This is a genomic window from Streptomyces sp. NPDC006339 (assembly GCF_040612775.1).
Lineage (GTDB): Bacteria > Actinomycetota > Actinomycetes > Streptomycetales > Streptomycetaceae > Streptomyces.
Window position 1 is genome coordinate 121,462 of sequence record NZ_JBEXQW010000018.1, and the last position, 23,119, is coordinate 144,580.

Below are 23,119 nucleotides of genomic sequence, written 5' to 3' on the forward strand. Positions count from 1 at the left end.
CCCATTCTTTGGAAGGGTGGTGGTGGGCGACGGGAGGGCGGCGGTCACAGCCCGACCTTTCGGTAGCGGCGCATCAGGACGCCGTACGAGCCGGCGATCAGGGCGAGCACGGCCAGCAAGTAGACCGCGCCGACGCCGGCGCCGGGGGCCGCGGCCTCTCCGCCGGGGAAGGGGGTGGGCGCGCCGAGGAAGGCGGCCTGCACACCGCCGATGAGGGTGAGCGGCGAGAACAGCCCGATCCACTTGACGGCGTCGACGTTGTCGGTGCCGTAGGCGATGCCCTGGAGGGTGGAGACCGCTCCGTAGGAGATCACGAGCACGGCGATGACGGCGGCGACACCGAAGCCGCGGCGCGGGGTGAGGGCCGCCATGACCAGGCCGATGCCGCCGAAGAGCAGCGAGAGCAGTGCCACGGAGGTCAGGCCCTGGCCGAACAGCTTGGTCTGTTCGGCGAAGTCCATCTTGGCGAGCAGCGCGCCGATCCACATGATGAGGAGCGGGGCGGCGGTCAGCACGAACAGCGCCGAGGCCATGGCCCCGTACTTCGCCAGGACGTAGTCCACGCGCTCGATGGGGCGGGAGAAGTACAGCGGCACCGTGCGGAAGCGGAGGTCGCGGGAGACGGACTGCGGGGCCTGCGCGGCGACGAAGATGGCGATCACGAGCTGGAGGTAGATCGCGTACTGGGTGTACTCGATCGACAGCTTGTTCTGCTTTCCGACGACGGCGACCGCGACGATGATGAGCGCGGGCACGCACATCACCGCGAAGAGGATCATCGGCAGGACCTTCGACTTGGCGCTGCGGCCCAGTCCGTAGGCGCCCCGCAGGGACTGCGAGAACAGCGACCGGCGGGCGTAGGCCCGGCCCAGTCGCGGCCCGTCGTACTTCCGGTAGCCGATGTTGTGGATACGGGTGGTGTCGGGAGCCGGGGAGCTCATCGGGCCGGCACCTCCTCCTGCTGCTGGCCGTCGGCCTTGAAGACCTCGGCGATGTGGTGGCGGCGCTGCTCCATGCGCACGAGTCCGAGGCCGAGGCCGGCGACGGTGTCGCGGACGAGGTCGTAGGTCTCCTCGCCGGACGCCTCCAGGAGCAGGATGTGCCCGGCGCCGGGCAGTCCTTCCTCCACGCCGGCGTGGAGGGTGACGCCGGCGGCGGCGAGGGCGGCGCGGAGCGCCTCCGTGCCGTCGGGGTGGGCGTCGGAGTCGGTGACCTCGACCGCGAGGGTCGTGGTGGACCGGGTGAAGTCGCTGGTGGAGCTGGAGCGCAGGAGCCGTCCGCCGTCGATGACGACGACGTGGTCGCAGGTGCGCTCCAGCTCGCCGAGCAGGTGGGAGGTGACCAGGACCGAGATGCCGAAGTCCGTCCACACCCGCCGGATCAGGCCGAGCATGTCGTCGCGGCCGACGGGGTCGAGGCCGTTGGTCGGCTCGTCGAGCAGGACCAGTTGCGGGTCGTGGACGAGGGCCTGGGCGAGCTTCACCCGCTGCTTCATGCCGGTCGAGTAGCCGCCCATCGGGCGGTAGCGCTCCTCGTACAGGCCGACGTGGCGCAGGGTGTCCGCGGTCCGCTCGCGGGCGGCGGTCGGGGGCAGCCCGGACATGCGCGCCATGTGGACGACGAACTCGGTCGCCGAGACGTCGGGCGGCAGGCAGTCGTGCTCCGGCATGTAGCCGACGCGCTCGCGGATCTGCGGGCCGGAGGTCGCGACGTCGAGTCCGAGGACTTCGGCGCGGCCCTCCGTGGCCGGGGACAGGCCGAGCAGGATTTTGATCATCGTGGACTTGCCGGCTCCGTTGGCACCCACCAGTCCGGTCACACCGGGCCCGATGTCCAGGGAGAGCCGGTCGAGTGCGGTCACCCGGGGGAACCGCTTGCTGAGGCTTTCGGTGGCGATCACAGTCACGCTTCGACGGTAGTGGCGTGCGTCACGGCGGTCGTCAGCCCAACGGCTCGATCCGTGTCCGACCTCAGGTGTACGGACCCGTAGGGGAGCCGATACCTAAGTCGTTTTCCACAGGCTCGTGCACGCCCCTTGACGCCGCCGCCGGGCATTGTCACATTCATCAGTGGCAAGTTACGGACACGTAGCGCTACGGGTGCTCACACGGGACGGACGGGTGGCATGACCCCAGCAGTGACAAGCGAGACGGCCGCGGAGCTGCGCGGGTTCAGGGAAGTGCAGCGTCTCTCCTACGCGTGCGCGGAGGCCGTGGCGGCGCAGCTCAAGCCGGGTGTGACCGAGCGCGAGGCGGCGCGGATGCAGCGCGAGTGGCTGTACGAGCGGGGGGTGAGGGACTGGTTCCACCGGCCCTTCGCCTGGTTCGGCGACCGCACCGCCTTCGTCGACTTCAAGATCCCGCTCCAGTTCTTCCCGACGAACCGGCGTCTGGAGGCCGGGATGCCGTTCATCCTGGACATGGCGCCCGTCTACAAGGGCTACACGGCGGACATCGGCTACTCCGGCTCCCTCGGGCTCAACCCCGTCCAGGACAAGCTGCTCGCCGACCTCAGGGAGCACCGCGAGCTGATCCTGCGCGAGGTGCGCGAGCGCCGCACCCTGCGGGAGATCTACGAGGACGTGGACCGCCTCATGGTCCGCCAGGGCTATGCGAACCGGCACCGGGCCTATCCCTTCGGCGTCATCGCCCACAAGATCGACCGGGTGAAGGAGCGCCGCTGGTCGCCGACGCTGTTCGGCTTCGGCACCCAGTCCCTCAAGGGCCTGGCGAGCGACGCCCTGCACGGCCACCGGGACGGCTGGTCGCCGCTGTGGTCGCCGTACCGGTTCTCCGACCACCCGCCGAAGCCGGGCCTGTGGGCGGTCGAGCCGCACCTCGGATTCCGGGGCACGGGCGCGAAGTTCGAGGAGATCCTGGTCGTCACCGACTCCAAGGACCCCGAGCAGAGCGCGTTCTGGCTGGACGACGACCTGCCGCACGTGCGGCGCTGGAACGAGTACGCGACCGAGGAAGGGGCGGCGGCCTGATGACGGGTACGGCAGGGCTGAAGGGGGCGCGGGAGCGCCGGGTCCGCACGGGCGGGATAGAGCTGTGCGTGGCCGAGCTGGGCGACGCGGGCCGGCCGACGGTGCTCCTCGTCCACGGCTATCCGGACTCCAAGGAGGTGTGGTCGGAGGTCGCGACCCGGCTGGCGGAGCGGTTCCACGTCGTCCTTTACGACGTCCGGGGCCACGGCCGGTCGACGGCACCGACCCCGCTGCGCGGCGGGTTCACCCTGGAGAAGCTGACGGACGACTTCCTGGCCGTCGCGGACGCGGTCAGCCCGGACCGGCCGGTCCATCTCGTCGGCCACGACTGGGGATCGGTGCAGTCCTGGGAGTTCGTGACCGTCCCGCGCACGGAGGGCCGGATCGCCTCCTTCACCTCCCTGTCCGGGCCGTCGCTCGACCACTTCGGGCACTGGATCAAGAGCCGGATGGCCCGGCCCACCCCGCGCCGGGTCGGCCAGCTCCTCGGCCAGGGCGCCAAGTCCTGGTACGTGTACCTGCTGCACACCCCGGTGCTGCCGGAGCTCGCCTGGCGCGGGCCGCTCGGCAGGCGCTGGCCGAAAATCCTGGAGCGGGTCGAGCGGGTGCCGGCCGGTGACTATCCGACGCCCTCCCTGCCGAGTGACGCGGCGCACGGCGCCTGGCTCTACCGGGACAACGTGCGGGCGCGGCTCTCCCGGCCGCGGGCCGACGCGTTCGCGCACGCGCCGGTGCAGTTGATCACGCCGACCGGTGACGCCTTCCTCTCCGAGCGGCTCTACGACGACCTGGCGACCTGGGTGCCGGACCTGACCCGGCGCACCCTGCCGGCCAAGCACTGGGTGCCGCGCACGCGCCCGGACCAACTCGCCGCGTGGATCACCGATTTCGTCGAGGCGAACGAGGACCCCGCGACCAAGGCGCCCCGGACGGCCGCGAAGAGCGGCGTGCGCCCGGAGTACGCGGAGCGCTTCGGCGGGCAGTTGGTCCTGGTGACCGGCGCGGCCAGCGGCATCGGCCGGGCCACCGCCTTCGCGTTCGCCGAGGCCGGTGCCCGGGTGGTGGCGGTGGACCGGGACGGTGAGGGCGCGGCCCGTACGGCGGAGATGGCCCGGCTCATCGGTGCGCCGGGGGCCTGGGGCGAGACCGTCGACGTGGCCGACGAGCAGGCGATGGAGAAGCTGGCCGCGAAGGTGGCGAGCGAGTACGGCGTGGTCGACGTGCTGGTCAACAACGCGGGGATCGGCCTGAGCGGCTCGTTCTTCGAGACCACGACCGAGGAGTGGAAGCGGGTCCTCGACGTCAATCTGTGGGGTGTCATCCACGGCTGCCGGGTCTTCGGCGCGCAGATGGCGGCGCGCGGCCAGGGCGGCCACATCGTCAACACGGCCTCGGCGGCGGCCTTCCAGCCCTCCCGCGCCCTGCCGGCGTACGGCACGTCCAAGGCGGCGGTCCTGATGCTCAGCGAGTGCCTGCGGGCCGAGCTCGCCGACCAGGGCATCGGGGTCTCGGCGATCTGCCCCGGCATCGTCAACACCAACATCACGGCGACGGCGCGGTTCGCCGGCGTGACGGACGAGGCCGAGGAGAAGCGCCGCCAGAAGCGGGCCTCGCGGCTCTACGGGCTGCGCAACTATCCGCCGGAGAAGGTCGCGGACGCGATCCTGGGCGCCGTGCTGCACGACCGGGCCGTCGTCCCGGTGACCCCGGAGGCCCGGGGCGCCCATCTGTTGTCCCGGCTCTCGCCGGGGGTGCTGCGGACGCTGGCCCGCTGGCAGCCGCCGGCGTAGGCCGGCCCGGCGCCGTAGGGAGTCCCGGCGGAAGGCGGTCGTACGATCCCCTCGCAGGAAGGCGCCGCGACAGCGGGGCGCAGGAGCGGTCGGTGGGAGCGGGTTTGTCCGAGCAGTCAGCACAGCCGGAGTACCGGATCGAGGATCTGGCCCATCACAGCGGGGCCACCGTCCGGACGATCCGCGCCTACCAGGACCGTGGTCTGCTGCCCCGCCCGGAGCGGCGCGGCCGGTCGAACGTGTACGGGGACACGCATCTGGCCCGGCTGCGGCAGATCGCCGATCTGCTGGAGCGCGGCTACACCCTGGCCTCCATCAAGGAGCTCCTGGAGGCATGGGACGCCGGGCGCGGGCTCGGCGGGGTGCTCGGCCTCGTCGCCGAGGTGGAGGGGCCGTGGACCGACGAGGAGGCCGACCGGATCTCGCGCGCCGAGCTCGACGCGCGCTTCGGCGGCACCCCCGACGAGGAGGCGGTGCGGGAGGCGATCGAGCTCGGTGTCCTGGAGCGCGTCCCGGACCGGGAGACCGAGGAGTACGTGGTCCCGAGCCCTCAAGAGCTCGCCGTGGCGGCCGAGTTGCACGCGGCGGGCGTGCCGCTGTCCGCTATCACCGGGCATCTGCGGGAACTTCGGGGCCAGGTCGAGCACATCGCCGCCCGTTTCCTGGAGTTCACGACCGAGCACGTCTTCGCCCGCTATCTGGAGCACCGGCCTCCGACGGACGCGGACGCGGCGGAGGCGGCGACGATGGTGCGCCGGCTGCGGCCGCTCGCGCAGCAGACCGTCGACGCCGAACTGGCGCGGGCCATGCGCCTGTTCGCGACCCGCCACCTGCAGTCGCACCTGTCTCCGGACAGCCCCCTGCCCGAGGACCGCGAGCCCCGTTCCGTAGCGCTTCCGCCGGCCACGATCCGGGCCGTCGAGCGGCTCGTTGGCGCCGAGAACGTGGCGGCGTTCGTCGCCGCCGCAGCCGAACGAGAGGTGCAGACAAGGACATTGGACACCCTTGCCGCAAATGCCGCCAATCACAGCAAAATTGATCAAGAGCCTTGAATTCCCAGGCTCGTTGTCCACAGGATCATCAATTCCCCTGTGGATAAATGCAGTTGGCTGTGGAACAAACCTGCGGCTTCAATGAATTCATGAATGACGAGAAACGCACCGTGAAGGTGTCGAAGTACCTCTCGAAGCACCTGCGGCACCAGCCCGAACGCATCGGGCTCGTGCTCGACCCGCACGGCTGGACCGAGATCGACGCGCTCCTGCGGGCCGCCGCCGCGCACGGCTTCCCGATCACCCGCGCCGAGCTCGACCACGTCGTCGCCACCAACGACAAGAAGCGCTTCGCGATCGAGGGCACCCGCATCCGGGCAAGCCAGGGCCACACCGTCCCCGTCGACCTCGACCTGCCGGCCGCCGAACCGCCCGCGTACCTCTACCACGGTACGGTCGCCGCCCGGCTCCCCGCCATCCGGACCGAGGGCCTGCGCCCCATGGCCCGCCACCACGTGCACCTCTCGCCCGACCGGGAGACCGCCACCCGCGTGGGCGCCCGCCGGGGCCGGCCCGTGGTGCTGAGCGTCGACGCCGGCGCCCTGCACCGGGCCGGTCACGTCTTCCACCTCAGCGCCAACGGCGTCTGGCTCACCGACGCCGTACCACCGGAGTTCATCCGCTTCCCTGAGGCATGATCGCCCCATGGGAGCCCACCACCCGCACCTGCCCACGACCGAGTCCGCCGTCGCCGCCCTCCGCGAGATCGCCCGGGACTACGGCCTGGAGATGACCGTGACCGACGACATCGGCGCGGACCAGACCTCCCGCCGCACCTCCGCGGGCGCCTTCACCGTCCTCGACCCCGACGGCTCCCTCCCCCACGAGGCATTCGTCGAGTTCGGGGGCACTCCGGCGGTCTCCGTCCGCCTCTACCCCGAGGACGACGCCAGGATCACCGTCGAGGGCGTCGACTTCGAGGACGTCCCCCGCGACACGGTCCCCGCCTTCCTCCGCGCCGTCCACGACGGCCTCGCCCACGTGAAGAGCCGGCTCTTCCCGCCCGGCTGGTGGCTGATCGTCCCGCTCCCCGGCGACGAGACGTACAAGGAACTCGTCACCCCCGCCGCGATCACCCCCTGGCTCTCCCGGAACGTCCGCTGACCCCGGCCGGCCCCGGCCGCCCCCGTCGTACGCTCGTCCGTATGACCCTGCGCCTGAGCACCGTGATCCTTCCCGTCGACCGCTGGCACGAGGGCGGCCGTGCCGCATGGCAGCGGGCCGAGGAGCTCGGCTTCCACGCCGGCTACACCTACGACCACCTGTCCTGGCGCTCCTTCCGGGACCGCACCTGGTTCGGCGCCCTGCCCACGCTCACCGCCGCCGCGACGGCGACCGAGCGGCTGCGCCTGGGCACGCTCGTGACCTCGCCCAACTTCCGGCACCCGGTGACGCTCGCCAAGGAGCTCATGTCGCTCGACGACATCTCCGGCGGCCGGGTCACCCTCGGCATCGGCGCGGGCGGCAACGGCTTCGACGCCACCGCCCTGGGCCAGGAGGCATGGACCCCGCGCGAGCGCGCCGATCGGTTCGCCGAGTTCGTCGCCCTGCTCGACCAACTGCTCACCGAGGAGGCCGTCACCCGGCACGGCACCTTCTACTCGGCGGACGAGGCCCGGAACATCCCCGGCTGCGTGCAGCGGCCCCGCCTGCCCTTCGCGGTCGCGGCGACCGGCCCGCGCGGCCTGCGGCTCGCGGCGCGCCACGGACAGGCATGGGTGACCACCGGCGACCCCAAGCTGTACGAGGACGGCACCCCGGAGCAGTCGCTGGCGGCGATCCGCGGCCAGATCGAGAAGCTGGGCACGGCCTGCGCCGAGATCGGCCGCGACCTGACGGAACTGGACAAGATCCTCCTCACCGGCTTCACCCCCGAGCAGAACACGGTCCTGCGCTCCCTGGACGGCTTCGTCGACTTCGCCGGCCGCCACCGGGAACTCGGCTTCACCGAGATCGTGATCCACTGGCCGATCCCCGACTCCGACTTCGCCGCCGACGAGACCGTCTTCGAGAAGATCGCCACCGAGGCGATGGCCCAGCTCGGCTGAGGGCAGGGCGCCGCGCAGCGGGGCGTGCGCGGGAAGCCAGGGGGCGCGCAAGGGAGCTCCTGGGGCGCGCGAGGAGAGCGCGGAGGCGCGCGAGAGGGCCGCAGGAGGACCGCGGGAGACCTAACCGGCCACTCAGATGTGCGCACCCTCGCACGCCCGTGCACTTCGTACGGAACAATGGATCGGTGACCTCAACCCGAACCGCGCGCACGCGCCTGATCGCCACCGACCTCGACGGCACCCTGCTGCGGGACGACAAATCCGTCTCGGAGCGCACGGTCGCCGCCCTCGCCGCAGCCGAGCGGGCCGGCATCGAGGTCTTCTTCGTCACCGGCCGCCCGGCCCGCTGGATGGACGTCGTCAGCGACCACGTCCACGGCCACGGCCTCGCGATCTGCGCCAACGGCGCCGCGGTCGTCGACCTCCACTCCGGTGGAACGTTCCTGGAGGTCCGCCCCCTGCGGCGGCCCGTCGCCCTGGACGTCGTGCGCGCCCTGCGCGTCGCGGCCCCCGGCACCAGCTTCGCCGTCGAACTCACCACCGGCATCCACTACGAGCCGGAGTACCCGCCGTTCTTCCTCGACCCCGGCGCCACCGTCGCCACGGCCGAGAAGCTCCTGTTCGAGGAGAGCCCCGGCGCCGCCGCCCCCGTCCTCAAGCTGCTCGCCCAGCACCCCGAGCTCGATCCGGACGACTTCCTCGCCACCGCCCGCGCGGCCGCCGGCGACCTGGCCTCCTTCACCCGCTCCAGCCCCACCGCCCTCATCGAGATCAGCGGCCTCGGCGTCTCCAAGGCGTCCACCCTCGCCCACTGCTGCGCCGAGCGCGGCATCACGCCGGAGCAGGTGGTGGCCTTCGGCGACATGCCCAACGACATCGAGATGCTGAGCTGGGCCGGCCGTTCCTACGCCATGGGCAACGCCCACCCCGACGTCCTCGCCGCCGCCTCCGGCCGCACCGCCGGCAACAACGAGGACGGCGTGGCCGTCATCATCGAACAACTGGTCGCCGAAGCCGTCGAGGACCTGCGGCTGTAGCGCCGGGCAGGACGGGCGGGCCGGTGCGGTCCGTGGGGCATGTGGGGTACGTGGGGTACGTGGAGGGCCGCCGCTAGAGCGGGGCCTCCCAGATCACCGTCGTACCGCCGCCCGCCTCGCCGATGCCCGGGCCGCACCAGCTCGCGCCGCCGAGGGACTCGGCGCGGCGGGCCAGGTTGCGCAGGCCGCTGCGGCGGCCGCCCTCGGGGAGGCCGATGCCGTCGTCCGCGACCGAGAGCCGCACGCCCTGGCTGCCGTCCGGCAGCGTGACGGTCGCGTCCACGACGACCTCGATGCGGGTGGCCGCCGCGTGCCGGAAGGCGTTGGAGAGCGCCTCGCGCAGCGCGGCGATGAGGTTCTTGCCGGTGAGGTCGCCGACCGCCGCGTCGATCACGCCCACGAAGCGGTGCGTGGGCGTGAAGCCCAGCGGCACCGCCGCCATGTTGATCTCCCGCAGGACCCGGGTCCGCAGCCCCGACGGCGCCTCCGCCGGTCCCTGCTGGAGCGCGAAGATCGCGGTACGGATCTCCTGGATCGTGACGTCCAGCTCGTCCACCGCCTTGCCGACGCCCTCCTGCACGGCCGGCACGACGGACTTGCGCTGGGCGCTCTCCAGCATCATCCCGGTGGCGAACAGCCGCTGGATGACCAGGTCGTGCAGATCGCGGGCGATCCGGTCGCGGTCCTCGTAGACGGCGAGCCGCTCCCGGTCCCGCTGCGCCTCCGCCATCATCAGGGCCAGCGCCGCCTGCGAGGCGAACTGCGTGGCCAGGGTCCGCTCGGCCTCCGTGAACTGCCGCGCCCCGCGGCTGCGCGGGGTGGCGAGCGCGCCGAGGACCCGGCCGCCGCTCTGCAGCGGCAGCAGCATCGCCGGCCCGTAGGCGGCGGACAGCCGGTGCACCATCCGCGGATCGCTGGAGACGTCGGCGAGGAACACCGCCTCCCCCTCCATCAGCCGCTCCACCACCGCGCTCTCGGGCGCGATCACCACGCCGAGCGCCTTCGTGGGGCGGGGGGAGGAGACCGCGACGATCTCCAGGCCGCCGTCCTCCGCCGGCAGCAGCACGATGCCCGCGGCGGCGTCGGCGAGCCGGCGCGCCTGCTCGGCGACGACCGTGAGCGCGTCGTCGGCGTCGCCGCCGGAGAGCAGCGCGGTGGTGACGGCGACGGAGCCGTCGATCCACCGCTCCCGCTGACGCGCGGCCTCGTACAGGCGGGCGTTGCCGATGGCGATCCCCGCCTCGGTGGCGAGCACCCGGACCATGTGGACGTCGTCGTCGCTGAAGTCGCCGCCGCCGTTCTTCTCGGCGAGGTAGAGATTGCCGAAGATCTCGCCCTGGACCCGGATCGGGACGCCGAGGAACGTCCGCATCGGGGGATGGCCGGGCGGGAACCCGGCCGCGCGCGGGTCGGCCGACAGATCCGCGAGCCGGATCGTCCCCGGTTCGCGGATGAGCGCGCCGAGGAGCCCGGCGTGCCCGTCCGGCCGGCGCCCGATGCGGCGGGCGACCTCCTCCCCGACGCCGTACGTGACGAAGTCGGACAGGCCGTCGCCCTCGTCGTCGACCACGCCGATGGCGGCGTAGCGGGCGTCCGCCAGCTCGGCGGCGGTCTCGCAGATCCGGTCGAGCGTGGAGTGCAGTTCGAGGCCGGTGCCGACGGAGCGCATCGCCTCCAGGAGCTGCGGCACGCGGGCCGTGAGCTCGGTGGACAGGCCGTGCAGGCTGCGCGCGGCCTGCGTCGCGGCTTCGAGCGGGTCCGGGGCGTCGGGCACGGCGGCGGTCATGCGCCCGAGCCTAGTAAGTCCTATTTGGCGAGAAAAGTCGGGGTGTCTCCCGTCGGGGTGTCTCCCCTCGGGCTGTCTCCCGCCGGGGTGCTTCCCGTCAGCAGCAGATCGCTCGCCCGTTCCTGCTCCAGCATCCGCCGCAGCGGCCCCTCGGCCGCCGCCAGCTCCGCGTACGCCCCGCGCTGCACGGTCCGGCCCCGGTCCAGGACCACCACCTCGTCCACGGCGTCGAGGCCGTGCAGACGGTGGGTGATCAGGACGGTCGTACGGCCCTCGGTGGCCCGCAGCAGGTCGACGGTGAGCGCGTCGGCGGTGGTCAGGTCCAGGTGCTCGGCCGGCTCGTCCAGGACGAGGACCGGGAAGTCGGCGAGGAGGGCCCGGGCGAGCGCCAGGCGCTGCCGCTGGCCGCCGGAGAGCCGTGAGCCGTGCTCGCCCACGAGGGTGTCGAGCCCGTCGGGCAGCCCGTCCACCCAGTCCAGGAGCCGGGCCCGGCGCAGCGCCTCGCGCAGCTCGTCGTCGCTCGCGTCGGTGCGGGCCAGCCGCAGGTTCTCCCGGAGCGTGCTGTCGAAGAGATGGGCGTCCTGCGCGCACAGGCCGACCAGACGGCGTACGTCGTCCCCGTCGAGCTCCCGCGCCGGCGTCCCGCCGAGCCGGTACGTGCCCTGCTCGACGTCCAGGAAGCGCAGCAGCACCTGCGCGAGCGTCGTCTTCCCCGAGCCGGACGCGCCGACCACGGCGACCCGGCGCCCCGCCTCCAGGGTGAGCCCGAAGTCCACCAGGGCCGGCCGCTCCTGCCCGGCGTGCCGCGCCGACAGACCGGCCAGCTCCAGAGGGAACGGCCCGGCCGGGGCGACGGCGGGCACGACCGGCTCGTGTACGGGCACGGGCGCGTCCAGCACGTCGAAGACCCGCTCGGCGCTGCGCCGGACCCGCTGCCGGTACTGGACGGCGAGCGGCAGTCCGGTGACGGCCTCGAAGGCGGCGAGCGGGATCAGCACGACGACCGCGAGCGCCACCCCGTCCAGGCGGCCGTCGCGCACCGCCTGCACGCCGACGACCGCCGCCGCCACGACGGTGAGGCCGCAGACCAGGGCCGAGAGCCCGGCGCCGAGCGCGGTGGCGGCGGACTGCCGGGAGGCGATGGCGGTGAGGGCGCGGTCGGCCTCGGCGGCCCGGGCCACGCGGTTCCTGAGCGCGCCGGCCACGGTGAGTTCGGCGCAGCCGCGCAGCAGGTCGACGACGGCCGTGGTGAGCGCGCCCCGGGCGGGGGCGAGCCGCCGTTCGGCCCGTCGGGAGAGCGCCGCACCGGCCAGCGGCACGGCGACCCCGGCGAGCACCAGCCCCACGGCGAGCACGGCGCCCGCCTCGGGCAGCAGCCAGGTGGTGAAGCCGACGGATCCGGCACCGACGACGAGCGCGGCGCCCGCGGGCAGCAGCCAGCGCAGCCAGTAGTCCTGGAGGGCGTCGACGTCCTGGACGAGCCGGGCGAGCAGATCGCCGCGCCGGGTGCGGCGCAGCCCGGCCGGGGCGATCCGCTCCAGGCGCCGGTAGACGGCGACCCGCAGATCGGCGAGCATCCGCAGGACGGCGTCGTGCGAGACGAGCCGCTCGGCGTAGCGGAAGACGGCCCGCCCGATCCCGAAGGCGCGGGTGGCGGTGACGGCCACCATCAGATGGAGCACGGGCGGCTGCTCGGACGCCCGGGAGATGAGCCACCCGGACACGGCCATGAGCCCGACGGCGGACCCCAGCGCCAGGCTGCCGAGCAGCAGCGCGAGCCCCATGCGCCCGCGCAACGCCCCGGCCATCCCCCGCACCCGCCCGAACACCACGCGCGCGCCACGGCCGCCGACCACGCCGACCGCGGCGCCTCCGGCCCGCTCGTCGGCCCCGGAGCCCGTACCGCCGCCCGGCGCCGGCCGGCCCCTCTCACCGGCCGCCCCCGCGCCGACGCCCGGGGCGCTCGCGGGAGCCCCCACGGCCCCGCCGGCCCGGGCACCCGTCGAACCGGCGACATCGGCGGCATCAGCGGCATCGGCGACCGACGCGGGCCCGGGCCCACGGGAGGCGGGAGCCGTCCCGGCCTCGGCCCCGGCAGCGGAGTCCGGCTCTGAGGCGGAGTCCGCGCCGGAGTCGGAGTGCGGGCCGGAGTCGGCGGCCGTGGTGCCGCGTGCCGCACCGACCGGCGCGCCGTCCGCCAGCAGCCCGGCCACGCGCGGACCGGCCGCGCCGGCCGCGGCGGGCGCCGTCGCGCCGTCGGCCGACTCGCCCTCCTCCCGGCGCGTCAGATGGACGACACGGTCCGCGACCGCGAGCAGGGCCGGGCGGTGGACGACCAGGAGGACCGTACGGCCGGCGGCGAGGCGGCGGACGGCCGTGACGACGGCCGCCTCGGTCTCCCCGTCGAGCGCGGCCGTCGGCTCGTCCAGGAGCAGCAGCGGACGGTCCGCCAGGAACGCCCGGGCCAGGGCGAGGCGCTGGCGCTGGCCGGCCGAGAGTCCGGCGCCGTCCTCGCCGAGGAGGGTGTCCGCGCCCTCCGGCAGCTCGGCGACGAACCCGTCCGCTCCGGCGTCCGTCAGTGCCTGCCGTACCGCCTCGTCGGAGGCGTCCGGCCGGGCCAGCCGTACGTTCTCGGCGATCGTCCCGGCGAAGAGATAGGGGCGCTGCGGCACCCACGCGATCCGGGTCCGCCACTCCTCCAGGTCGAGCGAGGCCAGGTCCGCGCCGCCGACCCGGACCGTGCCGCCCTCCTCGGGCGTCGCGAAGCCGAGCACCACGTCGAGCAGGGTCGACTTGCCGACGCCGCTCGGCCCGACCAGGGCCACCGTCTCGCCGGGCTCCACGGTCAGGGTGGCCGCGTCCAGCGAGGGTGCGGCGCGCCCGGGGTGGCGTACGGTCACCCGGTCCAGTTCGAGTCGTACGGACGCGGGCACCGCTCCCGTACCACCGGCCGGCAGTGGGCTCTCCAGGACCTCGAAGATCTCCTCGGCGGCCGCGAGCCCTTCGGCGGCCGCGTGGTACTGCGTCCCCACCTGCCGCAGCGGCAGATACGCCTCGGGCGCGAGGATCAGGATGACGAGCCCGGTGTACAGGTCCAGGCCGCCGTGGACAAGCCGCATGCCGATGCCGACCGCGACCAGGGCGACCGACAGGGTCGAGAGGAGTTCCAGCGCGAAGGAGGAGAGGAACGCGATCCGCAGGGTCCGCATGGTCGCCCGCCGGTACTCCGCGGTGATCGACCGGATGTTCTCGGCCTGGGCCTTGGCCCGGCCGAAGACCTTCAGCGTCGGAAGTCCGGCCACCACGTCGAGGAAGTGTCCGGAGAGCCGGGAGAGCAGCTTCCACTGACGGTCCATCCGGGCCTGGGTGTACCAGCCGATCAGGATCATGAAGATCGGGATGAGCGGCAGCGTCACCACGATGACCGCGGCCGAGACCCAGTCCTCGGTGACGATCCGGGCGAGCACCGCCACGGGCACCACGACCGCGAGCCCGAGCTGGGGCAGATAGCGCGCGAAGTAGTCGTCGAGCGCGTCCACACCCCGCGTCGCGAGCGCGGCCAGCGAACCGGCCTTCTGCCCGCTGAGCCATCCCGGCCCGAGCCGCGCGGCATGCTGGAGCAGCCGGCCGCGCAGTTCGGACTTCACCGCCGCGCTCGCCCGGTGGGCGGCGAGTTCGGTGAGCCAGGAGACGAGCCCGCGCCCCGCCGCCACTCCGGCGAGCAGCAGCAGGGGCGTGGTGAGTCCGGAAACCGACAGGCCCTTTTGAAAGGCCCCCACCACGATCTCGGCGACGAGCATCGCCTGGGCGACGATCAGCGCGGCCCCGACGAGGCCGAGCGCGACCACCGCCCCGAGGAAGAAGCGGGTGGCCCTCGCGTAGCGCAGCAGTCGCGGATCGATCGGTTTCACGTGAAACATGCTCCCCTGAGACGGCCGACCGGGGTCGGCTAGTGAGCCTCGGCGATGTGCTGGGTGCCGATCCGCTTGCGGAACACCCAGTAGGTCCAGCTCTGGTAGAGCAGCACCAGCGGGGTCGCGATGGCCGCACACCAGGTCATGATCCTGAGGGTGTACGGGCTCGACGACGCGTTGGTGACCGTGAGGCTCCACGCGGGGTCGAGCGAGGACGGCATGACGTTCGGGAAGAGCGTCAGGAACAGCATGGCCACCGCGGCCGCGATCGTGACACCCGACAGCGCGAACGACCAGCCCTCGCGGCCCATCCTGATCGCCCCGACCGCCCCGACCAGGGCCACCACGGCGATCAGCATCGCGACCAGGCTCGCGCCGTCGCCCTTGTCCATCTGGGTCCAGAGCAGGAAGACCAGCGCGATCACCGCGGTGACCAGGCCCAGCTTGAGCGCCAGGGCCCGCGCCCGGGTCCGGATGTCACCGACCGTCTTGAGCGCCGCGAACACCGCGCCGTGGAAGGTGAAGAGGGTGAGCGTGACCAGTCCGCCCAGGAGGGCGTACGGGTTGAGCAGGTCCCAGAAGGTGCCGACGTACTCCATCCGCGCGTCGATCTTCACGCCGCGCACGATGTTGCCGAAGGCCACGCCCCACAGGAAGGCCGGGAGGAGGGAGGTCCAGAAGATGGCCTGCTCCCAGTTGCGCTGCCAGCGCTCCTCGGGCCGCTTCACCCGGTACTCGAAGGCCACACCGCGGATGATCAGGCAGACCAGGATGAGCAGCAGGGGCAGGTAGAAGCCGGAGAAGAGCGTCGCGTACCACTCGGGGAAGGCGGCGAAGGTCGCGCCGCCGGCGCTCAGCAGCCACACCTCGTTGCCGTCCCAGACGGGGCCGATGGTGTTGATCAGCACCCGCTTCTCCGGACGGTCACGGGCGAGCAGCTTGGTCAGGACGCCGACTCCGAAGTCGAAGCCCTCCAGGAAGAAGTAGCCGATCCACAGGACGGCGATGAGCACGAACCAGACGTCGTGGAGTTCCATGTCTCGCTCTCCTGAGCCTCAGTACGAGAAGGCCATGGGCCGGTCGGGATCACGGGTGTCCCCGCCGATCCTGGTGGGCGGGTTGAGGTCGTCCTCGGTGAGCTCGGGCGGGCCGGCCTTCACGTACTTGACGAGCAGCCTCACCTCGATGACGGCGAGGACGGCGTAGAGGAGGGTGAAGACGATCATCGAGGTGAGCACCTCGGCCGTCGAGACACCGGGGGAGACCGCGTCCCGGGTGCGCAGCACGCCGTAGACGACCCACGGCTGACGGCCCATCTCGGTGAAGATCCAGCCCCAGGAGCTGGCGATCAGCGGGAAGGCCATGGTCCAGAGGGCGACGGTCCAGTACCACCTGCCCAGGCGGGGGCTGAGCGGCTTCCGCCTGAACAGGACCAGATGCGGCACCTCGTCGTCACCGGTCCGCAGGCCCGGTGCCAGCAGGAACTTCTTGCGGGTCAGCCAGAGCCCGACGACACCGATGGTCAGCGAGGCCATGCCGAAGCCGATCATCCAGCGGAAGCCCCAGTAGGCGACGGGGATGTTGGGCCGGTAGTCGCCGGGCCCGAACTTCTCCTGCTCCGCCTTGTTGATGTCGTTGATGCCGGGGACGTGCGAGGTGAAGTCGCCGTTCGCGAGGAAGGACAGCACGCCCGGGATCTCGATGGCGACCTTGTTGTGGCCCTTGTCGACGTCGCCGTAGGCGAAGACGGAGAAGGGCGCCGGCGCCTCGCCGTCCCACAGGGCCTCGGCCGCGGCCATCTTCATCGGCTGCTGCTTGAACATGACCTTGCCGAGCAGGTCACCGCTGATCGCGGTGCCGAGACCGGCGATGATCAGGGTGATCAGGCCGAGCCGCAGCGAGGTCCGCATGACCGGGATGTGCTTCTTGCGTGCCAGGTGGAAGGCGGCGATGCCGACCATGAACGCGCCGCCGACCAGGAAGGCCGCGGTCATGGTGTGGAAGAACTGGGTGAGCGCGGTGTTCTGGGTCAGCACCAGCCAGAAGTCGGTGAGCTCCGCCCGCATCCGGCCGCCCTTCTCCACCATCCGGTAGCCCACCGGGTGCTGCATCCAGGAGTTCGCCGCGAGGATGAAGTACGCGGACAGGATGGTGCCGATCGACACCATCCAGATGCAGGCGAGGTGGATCTTCTTCGGCAGCTTGTCCCAGCCGAAGATCCACAGGCCGATGAAGGTCGACTCGAAGAAGAAGGCGATCAGCGCCTCGAAGGCCAGCGGAGCGCCGAAGACATCGCCGACGAAGCGCGAGTAGTCGGACCAGTTCATGCCGAACTGGAACTCCTGCACGATGCCGGTGACCACACCCATCGCGATGTTGATCAGGAAGAGCTTGCCCCAGAACTTCGTGGCCCTGAGGTACGTCTCCTTCCCGGTGCGCACCCAGGCCGTCTGCAGCCCGGCGGTGAGGGCGGCGAGGGAGATCGTCAGCGGGACGAAGAGGAAGTGGTAGACGGTGGTGATGCCGAACTGCCAGCGCGCCAGAGTCTCTGGCGCAAGAGCGAGGTCCACGGCGTCTTCTCCTTACATCGCGTGGTCACACGGCGGCCTGCCCTCCTTGAATCCACCCATCTCGGGAGGAAGCAGGGCACGCTTGTGAACGCGTTCACATTCACAAGCATTATGGCTTATACGAAATCCGTACGTACAGGCGGGGTCCCTATGCCGAAGGTCACCTCTTCCCAAGACCTTCAACATATTGTTGAATCCGGCCATGAACCTTCGGATACGCATCTCCTGGCCCGCCGGCCACACCACGGCCACCATCGACGAAACCCCCACGAGCAAGGCGCTCGCGGGGGCTCTCCCGATCTCCTCCACCGCCCGGACCTGGGGCGAGGAGGTCTATTTCGACACTCCGGTCTCCGTCGCCGTCGAGGACGACGCACGACAGGTCGTCCCCCCGGGCACGGTGGCCTTCTGGACCGAGGGGGACGCTCTCGCCCTCCCCTACGGCCCCACTCCGATCTCCCGCGGCGACGAACCGCGGCTCGCGAGCCCCTGCAACATCCTGGGCACGCTCGACGGGGACCCGCGCATCCTGGCCACCGTCAGGGACGGCGACCCGATCCGCGTGGAACTCGTCGACTAGAGGACACGCTCAGGGCCGGCCACCCGGCCGACCTGACGGACTACACCCGTTCTACGCCTCCTTGCGGAAGCCCTCCGCCGCCTTCAGGAACAGATCGTTCGCCTCGCACTCACCGATCGTGACGCGGACGCCCTCACCCGCGAACGGCCGCACCACCACGCCGTGCCGCTCGCACTCCGCCGCGAAGTCCATCGTCCGCTCGCCGAGCCGCAGCCACACGAAGTTCGCCTGCGTGTCCGGCACCGTCCAGCCCTGGGCCACGAGCCCCGCATGGACCCGCTCGCGCTCCGCCACCAGCGAGCCGACCCGCCCGAGCAGCTCGTCCTCCGCCCGCAGCGAGGCCACCGCCGCGTCCTGGGCGAGCTGGCTCACCCCGAACGGCACCGCCGTCTTGCGCAGCGCCGCCGCCACCGGCTCGTGGGCGACCGCGAAGCCCACCCGCAGGCCGGCGAGGCCGTACGCCTTCGAGAAGGTCCGCAGCACCGCCACGTTCGGCCGGTCGCGGTAGAGCTCGATGCCGTCGGGGATCTCGGTGTCGCGGACGAACTCCCGGTACGCCTCGTCGATCACCACGAGGACGTCGGAGGGCACCCGGTCGAGGAAGCGCTCCAGCTCCGCACGGCGCACCGCGGTGCCCGTGGGGTTGTTGGGGTTGCAGACGAAGATCAGCCGGGTCCGGTCGGTGATCGCCGCCGCCATCGCGTCGAGGTCGTGCACCTCGCCCTCGGTCAGCGGCACCTGCACCGAGGTGGCCCCGCTGATCTGCGTGATGATCGGGTACGCCTCGAAGGAGCGCCAGGCGTAGATGACCTCGTCGCCCGGCCCGGAGGTGGCCTGGAGCAGGGACTGCGCCACGCCCACCGAACCGGTGCCCGTGGCCAGGTGGGACACGGGCACGCCGAAGCGGTCGGCGAGCTCCGCCATCAGCCCCGTACAGGCCATGTCCGGGTAGCGGTTGAAGCTGCCGGCGGCGGCCAGCGCGCTCTCCATCACGCCCGGCAGCGGCGGATACGGGTTCTCGTTGGAGGACAGCTTGTAGGCGACCGGACCGCCCGCGGCGGCCGGCTTGCCCGGCTTGTAGGTGGGAATGCCGTCCAGCACGGCGCGCAGCTTCGGGCTGGTCCCGCTCGTCCCGCTGGTCTCGCTCACTGTGGTCCTCCTCGACCGTCCGTACCACCAATACTCCTCACCTTATGAGGATTCGCCTCCGCTGCGAATGGCCTGTGGACAACGGAGCGGCAACGGCCCGAAGGCTGTGGACAACCGGGGGAGCGCGCGCAGGGGTGGCGCGCGCCGGTGGCGGGCGCCGTGGCGCGCATCCCCCGTAGAGGTGAGTTGAGACCTCTTCGAGACCTCGCCCCCACACCCGGTGCACGGGCGTGGACGACCACGAGTCCCATGCCGATGACCTCAACCACCTTGGGATATCGGCTTCTTGAGCCCGGATGATCATGCAGAAACGTGCCTGTCAATGCCTGCATATGCGACCGGCCCGACCCGCTCCCCTCGCCCTACTATCGGCTCGCCATGACAGCAGCAGGGAAGCACCAGGTGAGCCGGGCACAGACCCGGGGAAGCCGGCAGGGCCGAGCGGGCATCCGGGACGTGGCCGCCGCCGCCGGAGTCTCCATCACGACTGTCTCCGACGCGCTCAACGGCAAGGGCCGGCTCCCGGACGCCACCCGCCGTCACGTCCGCGAGGTCGCAGACCGACTGGGCTACCGCCCGTCCGCGGCGGCCCGCACCCTCCGTACCGGCAAGTCGGGCCTCATCGGCCTGACCGTGACCACGTACGGGGATGAACCTTTCACCTTCACCGAATTCGCGTACTTCGCGGAGATGGCCAGAGCCGCCACCTCGGCCGCGCTCGCCCGGGGCTACGCCCTGGTCATCCTCCCCGCCACCTCCCGACACGACGTCTGGTCGAACGTCGCCCTCGACGGCACCGTCGTCATCGACCCCTCCGACCACGACCCCGTCGTCACCGAACTCGTGCGCCAAGGGCTTCCCGTCGTCTCCGACGGCCGCCCGGCCGGCACCCTGCCGGTCACCGCCTGGGTCGACAACGACCACGAGGCCGCCGTCCTCGACCTGCTCGACCACCTCGCCGCCGCCGGCGCCCGCAGGATCGGCCTGCTCACCGGCACCACCACCGACACCTACACCCGGCTCTCCACCACCGCGTACCTCAACTGGTGCGAACGGGTCGGCCAGGACCCCGTCTACGAGGCATATCCGGCGCACGATCCGTGCGCGGGCGCCGTCGCGGCCGACCGGCTGCTCGCCCGCCCCGACCGTCCCGACGCCGTGTACGGCCTCTTCGACCCCAACGGCACCGATCTGCTCGCCGCCGCCCGCCGCTACGGACTGCGGGTGCCGGACGACCTGCTGCTCGTCTGCTGCAGCGAGTCCACCGTCTACGCCAACACCGAACCGCCCATCACCACCCTCTCGCTCAAGCCCCGCCGGATCGGCACCGCCGTCGTCCAGCTCCTCATCGACGCCATCGAGGGGATCGAGACCGACGGACCGGTCGAGCAGGTGATACCGACGGAGCTGATCGTCCGCACCTCCTCCCAGCGACGCTCGCCGCGCACCACGGTGAGCCCGCCCCGCTCTCCCTCGAAGGACTGATCCGACGGAGGGTGATCCCGCGGAGGCCGATCCCACGGAGGGGGAGGGATCGCATCCGGCGGACCGGATGACCGGGACCCCCCGTCGGGTCCCTCATCGGGTTCCTTCAGGGGAGGGGACGGGCGTAAACCTCGGGGCAGCCCGGCCCCTCCCCTGGCCTGGACCTTCCCAATTCGGGCGAAACAACCGGTGAACCCGGAGTGGACCCGGATTCACCACCCCTGGTGCGTCACACAGGAGGACCCTCATTCCTATGATGGGCGGACGACACCGCGGACCACCACGACCAGGCCGGTCCGCGATGTGCAGGGCATCGCGACGGTGGTGGAGGGGTCGATGACACAGGGGGACGGGCAGGAACCCGTGGTCCGCACGGCGACGTTGCGTGACTTCCGTGTACCTCCGTACGCCCGCGTGCCCGTCCAGGGACACACGGTCGAGCCGCTCCCCGCGCCTGCGCCCGCGCCCGGGTCCGGGGCTTCGCACGGGTCCGCGCCCGGGTCCCCGTCCGGGTCCGGGGCCGAGTCCGGCCCCATGGCGGCACCGGTCCCGGCGCCCGTACCCGCCGACGCCACACTCCGTCTCGGCGGCCACGCCGCGCCGTTCGGCTCCGCCGGGCACCCCGGCAACGCCTTCCCCGACGACGAGCCGCCCGAGGGGTACACCCCGACCGAGCGCGACCTCCCGGTCATCAACCGGGGCGACACGGTCCAGGTCCACGTCACCCCCGTGCCCCCGCCGGCCACCGCTCCCGCGCCCGCCTCCGGCGACGGCCGCGGCCCGCTGTACGTCGTGGGCGACGTCCACGGCTACCTCGACGAGCTCCTCCAGGCGCTGCACGCCCAGGGCCTCATCGACGAGAACGGCGTCTGGTCGGCCGGCAACGCCCGCCTGTGGTTCCTCGGCGACTTCACCGACCGCGGCCCCGACGGCATCGGCGTGATCGACCTCGTGATGCGCCTGTCCGCCGAGGCCGCCGCCGCCGGCGGCTACTGCAAGGCCCTCATGGGCAACCACGAACTGCTCCTCATCGGCGCCAAGCGGTTCGGCGACACCCCGGTCAGCTCCGGCGCCGGCACCGCCACCTTCCAGGCCGCCTGGCTGCTCAACGGCGGCCAGAAGCAGGACATGGACCGCCTCCAGGACGTCCACCTCCAGTGGATGTCCCGGCTCGACGCCGTGGTGGAGGAGGACGGCCATCTGCTCCTGCACTCCGACACCACCGCGTACCTGGAGTACGGCGGCACCATCGAGGACGTCAACGACAAGGTCCACGAGATCCTCAACCGGAACGACGCGGACGAGGTCTGGGACCTCTTCCGGAAGTTCACCAAACGCTTCGCCTTCCGCGACGAGGCCGCCGGACCGCAGGCCGTCCAGGAGCTGCTCGGGACGTACGGCGGGCGCCGGATCGTGCACGGCCACAGCCCCATTCCGTACCTTCTCGGCCAGGTCGGCACGGAGGACGGCGAAGAGGGCGAGCGTCCGGTCGTCGACGGTCCGCACGTCTACGCGGACGGCCTGGCCATCGCGATGGACGGGGGAGTGACCATGGCCGGAAAGCTGCTGGTCGTCCAACTCCCGCTGCCCGCCTGACGCATAACACTCCGCATCCGGGGAAGTCGATTTCCCGAAACACCCTGTCACCGGGCGCCGTAAGCGCAATACCATCGGCTCATCCGTAGCAGGCTCTCCTCCGTTTCCGCCCGACCTGCCGTTCCCGACGGCCGGTTCCGGCCCCTACGGAGCATCGGGGGATGCACATGAACGTGGCTCCGCACCTGCTGACCGAGGACCGCGCCGAGTTCGAGCGGATCCTCGACGACGCACTGCGCAACGCGCCCGACCATCCGGAACTGGCCGAGGTCGGGAAGCGGCTCACCACCGCCCAGCTCCGCTCCATGGCGCTGAACGCGACGGCGCTGATCACGGCACCCGCCGCGATCGAGTACGACCACTTCGTGAAGGTCCGCGAGCAGGTCCGCTCGACCGCTCCCGGGACGGGCGAGATCCTGGGCGACTCGGCCGGCGCGGGCGCCGTCGCCGTCGTCACCGTCCTCGCCCCGATCCTCGCGGGCACCGCGGCGGTCATCCTCCTGCTGGTGGGCGCGGTCCTGAAGATGCTCGACCCGGCCCCCGCGTTCGCCGACACCCTGCTCACGGCGGGCCTCCTCTTCGGCGCCGTCGGCGCGGCCGGCCTCCTCCTCGCCGCCGGCGGCCTGCTCATGACCGCCCTGCGCAACAGCGCCACCTCGGTCCCGGCCCCGTCCCCCGACGACGAGCTGTCGCGCGCGAAGGACGCCTGGTGCCGGGCCCTCCTGGACCGCGGCGTCCTCCCCTTCCTCCGCGACGCCCTCGCCTCGGCGTCCGACGTCCCACCCCTCCCGAAACAGTCCCCGCCCCCCTCCGGCCGCATCCCCAAGGTCGGCTACAGCGGCCCGGACTTCACCAGCCCCAACGAGGGCCCCCCGGCCCCCCGACCCACCTACTCGAGCCCCGACTTCACCGGCCCGGACTTCGGCTCCCCGGAGACCCGTTCGGAATGACAGCGGACCGCCGCCCGGGCGACCGGGCCCGCCGCCCCGACCTCGGCGCGACGGCCGGCTGACGCCTCCCCCGGGGGCGGGGGGCGGGCGGCGCCCGGGTGGGGGGGGACGCGGAGGTGAGGACGCGGGGGTCGTCGGGGGTCTGGAGCCCGCGCTCGTCGGCGGTGAGGACG

At 72.3% G+C, this 23,119-nt stretch carries 18 protein-coding genes; 11 read left to right on the forward strand and 7 right to left on the reverse strand.

Annotation, left to right across the window (positions count from 1 at the left end):
• Positions 1 to 44: 44 nt before the first annotated feature.
• Together ABZ135_RS17045 and ABZ135_RS17050 are read right to left on the reverse strand one after the other, a co-directional pair.
• The gene (locus ABZ135_RS17045; protein ID WP_356696389.1) at positions 45 to 941 is read right to left on the reverse strand and encodes an ABC transporter permease; all 897 of its coding nucleotides are present in this window, start codon (positions 939 to 941) and stop codon (positions 45 to 47) included.
• On the reverse strand, positions 938 to 1,900 hold the full coding sequence (locus ABZ135_RS17050) for an ABC transporter ATP-binding protein (protein ID WP_356696435.1): 963 nt from the start codon (positions 1,898 to 1,900) through the stop codon (positions 938 to 940). Before ABZ135_RS17050 ends, ABZ135_RS17045 begins: the two co-directional genes overlap by 4 nt.
• Before the next feature lie 225 nt (positions 1,901 to 2,125).
• On the opposite strand from ABZ135_RS17050, the gene ABZ135_RS17055 reads away from it, so the two are divergent.
• The 7 genes from ABZ135_RS17055 to ABZ135_RS17085 all read left to right on the forward strand — a co-directional run bounded on the left by ABZ135_RS17055 (position 2,126) and on the right by ABZ135_RS17085 (position 8,916).
• Complete coding sequence (locus ABZ135_RS17055) at positions 2,126 to 2,989, forward strand: M24 family metallopeptidase (RefSeq protein WP_356696391.1); 864 nt, start codon at positions 2,126 to 2,128, stop codon at positions 2,987 to 2,989.
• Positions 2,989 to 4,779: an SDR family oxidoreductase gene (locus ABZ135_RS17060; protein WP_356696393.1), complete on the forward strand. Its 1,791-nt coding sequence runs from the start codon at positions 2,989 to 2,991 to the stop codon at positions 4,777 to 4,779. The genes ABZ135_RS17055 and ABZ135_RS17060 overlap by 1 nt, the downstream gene beginning before the upstream one ends.
• A gap of 104 nt (positions 4,780 to 4,883) precedes the next feature.
• Complete coding sequence (locus tag ABZ135_RS17065) at positions 4,884 to 5,831, forward strand: MerR family transcriptional regulator (RefSeq protein ID WP_356696395.1); 948 nt, start codon at positions 4,884 to 4,886, stop codon at positions 5,829 to 5,831.
• Between the two features lie 89 nt (positions 5,832 to 5,920).
• Complete coding sequence (locus ABZ135_RS17070) at positions 5,921 to 6,469, forward strand: RNA 2'-phosphotransferase (RefSeq protein WP_356696397.1); 549 nt, start codon at positions 5,921 to 5,923, stop codon at positions 6,467 to 6,469.
• A gap of 7 nt (positions 6,470 to 6,476) precedes the next feature.
• A complete protein-coding gene (locus ABZ135_RS17075) occupies positions 6,477 to 6,935 on the forward strand; it encodes a hypothetical protein (protein ID WP_356696399.1) in 459 nt (152 codons plus the stop codon).
• A gap of 41 nt (positions 6,936 to 6,976) precedes the next feature.
• The gene (locus ABZ135_RS17080; RefSeq protein WP_356696401.1) at positions 6,977 to 7,879 is read left to right on the forward strand and encodes an LLM class flavin-dependent oxidoreductase; all 903 of its coding nucleotides are present in this window, start codon (positions 6,977 to 6,979) and stop codon (positions 7,877 to 7,879) included.
• Between the two features lie 185 nt (positions 7,880 to 8,064).
• Positions 8,065 to 8,916 carry an HAD hydrolase family protein gene (locus ABZ135_RS17085; protein WP_356696402.1) on the forward strand — a complete coding sequence of 284 codons (852 nt, stop codon included), beginning with the start codon at positions 8,065 to 8,067 and terminating at the stop codon, positions 8,914 to 8,916.
• Positions 8,917 to 8,989: 73 nt separating this feature from the next.
• Here the strand turns inward: ABZ135_RS17085 and ABZ135_RS17090 are convergent, their stop codons facing one another.
• From ABZ135_RS17090 to ABZ135_RS17105, 4 genes are read right to left on the reverse strand one after another with little or no spacing between them, the layout of a single operon-like run.
• A complete protein-coding gene (locus ABZ135_RS17090) occupies positions 8,990 to 10,702 on the reverse strand; it encodes a GAF domain-containing protein (RefSeq protein WP_356696404.1) in 1,713 nt (570 codons plus the stop codon).
• A gap of 20 nt (positions 10,703 to 10,722) precedes the next feature.
• A complete protein-coding gene (cydD, locus tag ABZ135_RS17095) occupies positions 10,723 to 14,613 on the reverse strand; it encodes a thiol reductant ABC exporter subunit CydD (RefSeq protein WP_356696406.1) in 3,891 nt (1,296 codons plus the stop codon).
• Between the two features lie 38 nt (positions 14,614 to 14,651).
• Complete coding sequence (gene cydB / locus ABZ135_RS17100; RefSeq protein WP_356696408.1) at positions 14,652 to 15,653, reverse strand: cytochrome d ubiquinol oxidase subunit II; 1,002 nt, start codon at positions 15,651 to 15,653, stop codon at positions 14,652 to 14,654.
• An 18-nt stretch (positions 15,654 to 15,671) separates the two neighbouring features.
• Complete coding sequence (locus tag ABZ135_RS17105) at positions 15,672 to 17,186, reverse strand: cytochrome ubiquinol oxidase subunit I (RefSeq protein WP_356696410.1); 1,515 nt, start codon at positions 17,184 to 17,186, stop codon at positions 15,672 to 15,674.
• A gap of 202 nt (positions 17,187 to 17,388) precedes the next feature.
• On the opposite strand from ABZ135_RS17105, the gene ABZ135_RS17110 reads away from it, so the two are divergent.
• Positions 17,389 to 17,766, forward strand: coding sequence for a cyclophilin-like fold protein (locus tag ABZ135_RS17110; RefSeq protein WP_356696412.1), 378 nt, complete (start codon positions 17,389 to 17,391; stop codon positions 17,764 to 17,766).
• Between the two features lie 51 nt (positions 17,767 to 17,817).
• On the opposite strand, the gene hisC is transcribed toward ABZ135_RS17110, so the two are convergent.
• A complete protein-coding gene (gene hisC, locus ABZ135_RS17115) occupies positions 17,818 to 18,915 on the reverse strand; it encodes a histidinol-phosphate transaminase (protein ID WP_356696414.1) in 1,098 nt (365 codons plus the stop codon).
• Between the two features lie 378 nt (positions 18,916 to 19,293).
• Here hisC and ABZ135_RS17120 point away from each other — a divergent pair, with 378 nt between their 5' ends.
• From ABZ135_RS17120 to ABZ135_RS17130, 3 genes are all read left to right on the forward strand, one after another.
• Entirely contained in the window at positions 19,294 to 20,400 is a 1,107-nt protein-coding gene (locus tag ABZ135_RS17120) for a LacI family DNA-binding transcriptional regulator (protein ID WP_046908646.1), read from the forward strand.
• Positions 20,401 to 20,736: 336 nt separating this feature from the next.
• A complete protein-coding gene (locus ABZ135_RS17125) occupies positions 20,737 to 21,996 on the forward strand; it encodes a metallophosphoesterase (RefSeq protein WP_356696417.1) in 1,260 nt (419 codons plus the stop codon).
• A gap of 161 nt (positions 21,997 to 22,157) precedes the next feature.
• Positions 22,158 to 22,946, forward strand: a complete 789-nt coding sequence (locus tag ABZ135_RS17130; RefSeq protein WP_356696419.1) for a hypothetical protein — start codon at positions 22,158 to 22,160, stop codon at positions 22,944 to 22,946.
• Positions 22,947 to 23,119: the final 173 nt, after the last annotated feature.

Coding starts and splice junctions, on each gene's coding strand:
- ABZ135_RS17055 (WP_356696391.1), top strand. CDS start 2,126: ATGACCCCAGCAGTGACAAGCGAGACGGCCGCGGAGCTGCGCGGGTTC.
- ABZ135_RS17045 (WP_356696389.1), bottom strand. CDS start 941: ATGAGCTCCCCGGCTCCCGACACCACCCGTATCCACAACATCGGCTAC.
- ABZ135_RS17090 (WP_356696404.1), bottom strand. CDS start 10,702: ATGACCGCCGCCGTGCCCGACGCCCCGGACCCGCTCGAAGCCGCGACG.
- cydB (WP_356696408.1), bottom strand. CDS start 15,653: ATGGAACTCCACGACGTCTGGTTCGTGCTCATCGCCGTCCTGTGGATC.
- ABZ135_RS17080 (WP_356696401.1), top strand. CDS start 6,977: ATGACCCTGCGCCTGAGCACCGTGATCCTTCCCGTCGACCGCTGGCAC.
- ABZ135_RS17075 (WP_356696399.1), top strand. CDS start 6,477: ATGGGAGCCCACCACCCGCACCTGCCCACGACCGAGTCCGCCGTCGCC.
- ABZ135_RS17120 (WP_046908646.1), top strand. CDS start 19,294: ATGACAGCAGCAGGGAAGCACCAGGTGAGCCGGGCACAGACCCGGGGA.
- ABZ135_RS17070 (WP_356696397.1), top strand. CDS start 5,921: ATGAATGACGAGAAACGCACCGTGAAGGTGTCGAAGTACCTCTCGAAG.
- ABZ135_RS17060 (WP_356696393.1), top strand. CDS start 2,989: ATGACGGGTACGGCAGGGCTGAAGGGGGCGCGGGAGCGCCGGGTCCGC.
- ABZ135_RS17130 (WP_356696419.1), top strand. CDS start 22,158: ATGCACATGAACGTGGCTCCGCACCTGCTGACCGAGGACCGCGCCGAG.
- ABZ135_RS17110 (WP_356696412.1), top strand. CDS start 17,389: ATGAACCTTCGGATACGCATCTCCTGGCCCGCCGGCCACACCACGGCC.
- ABZ135_RS17125 (WP_356696417.1), top strand. CDS start 20,737: ATGACACAGGGGGACGGGCAGGAACCCGTGGTCCGCACGGCGACGTTG.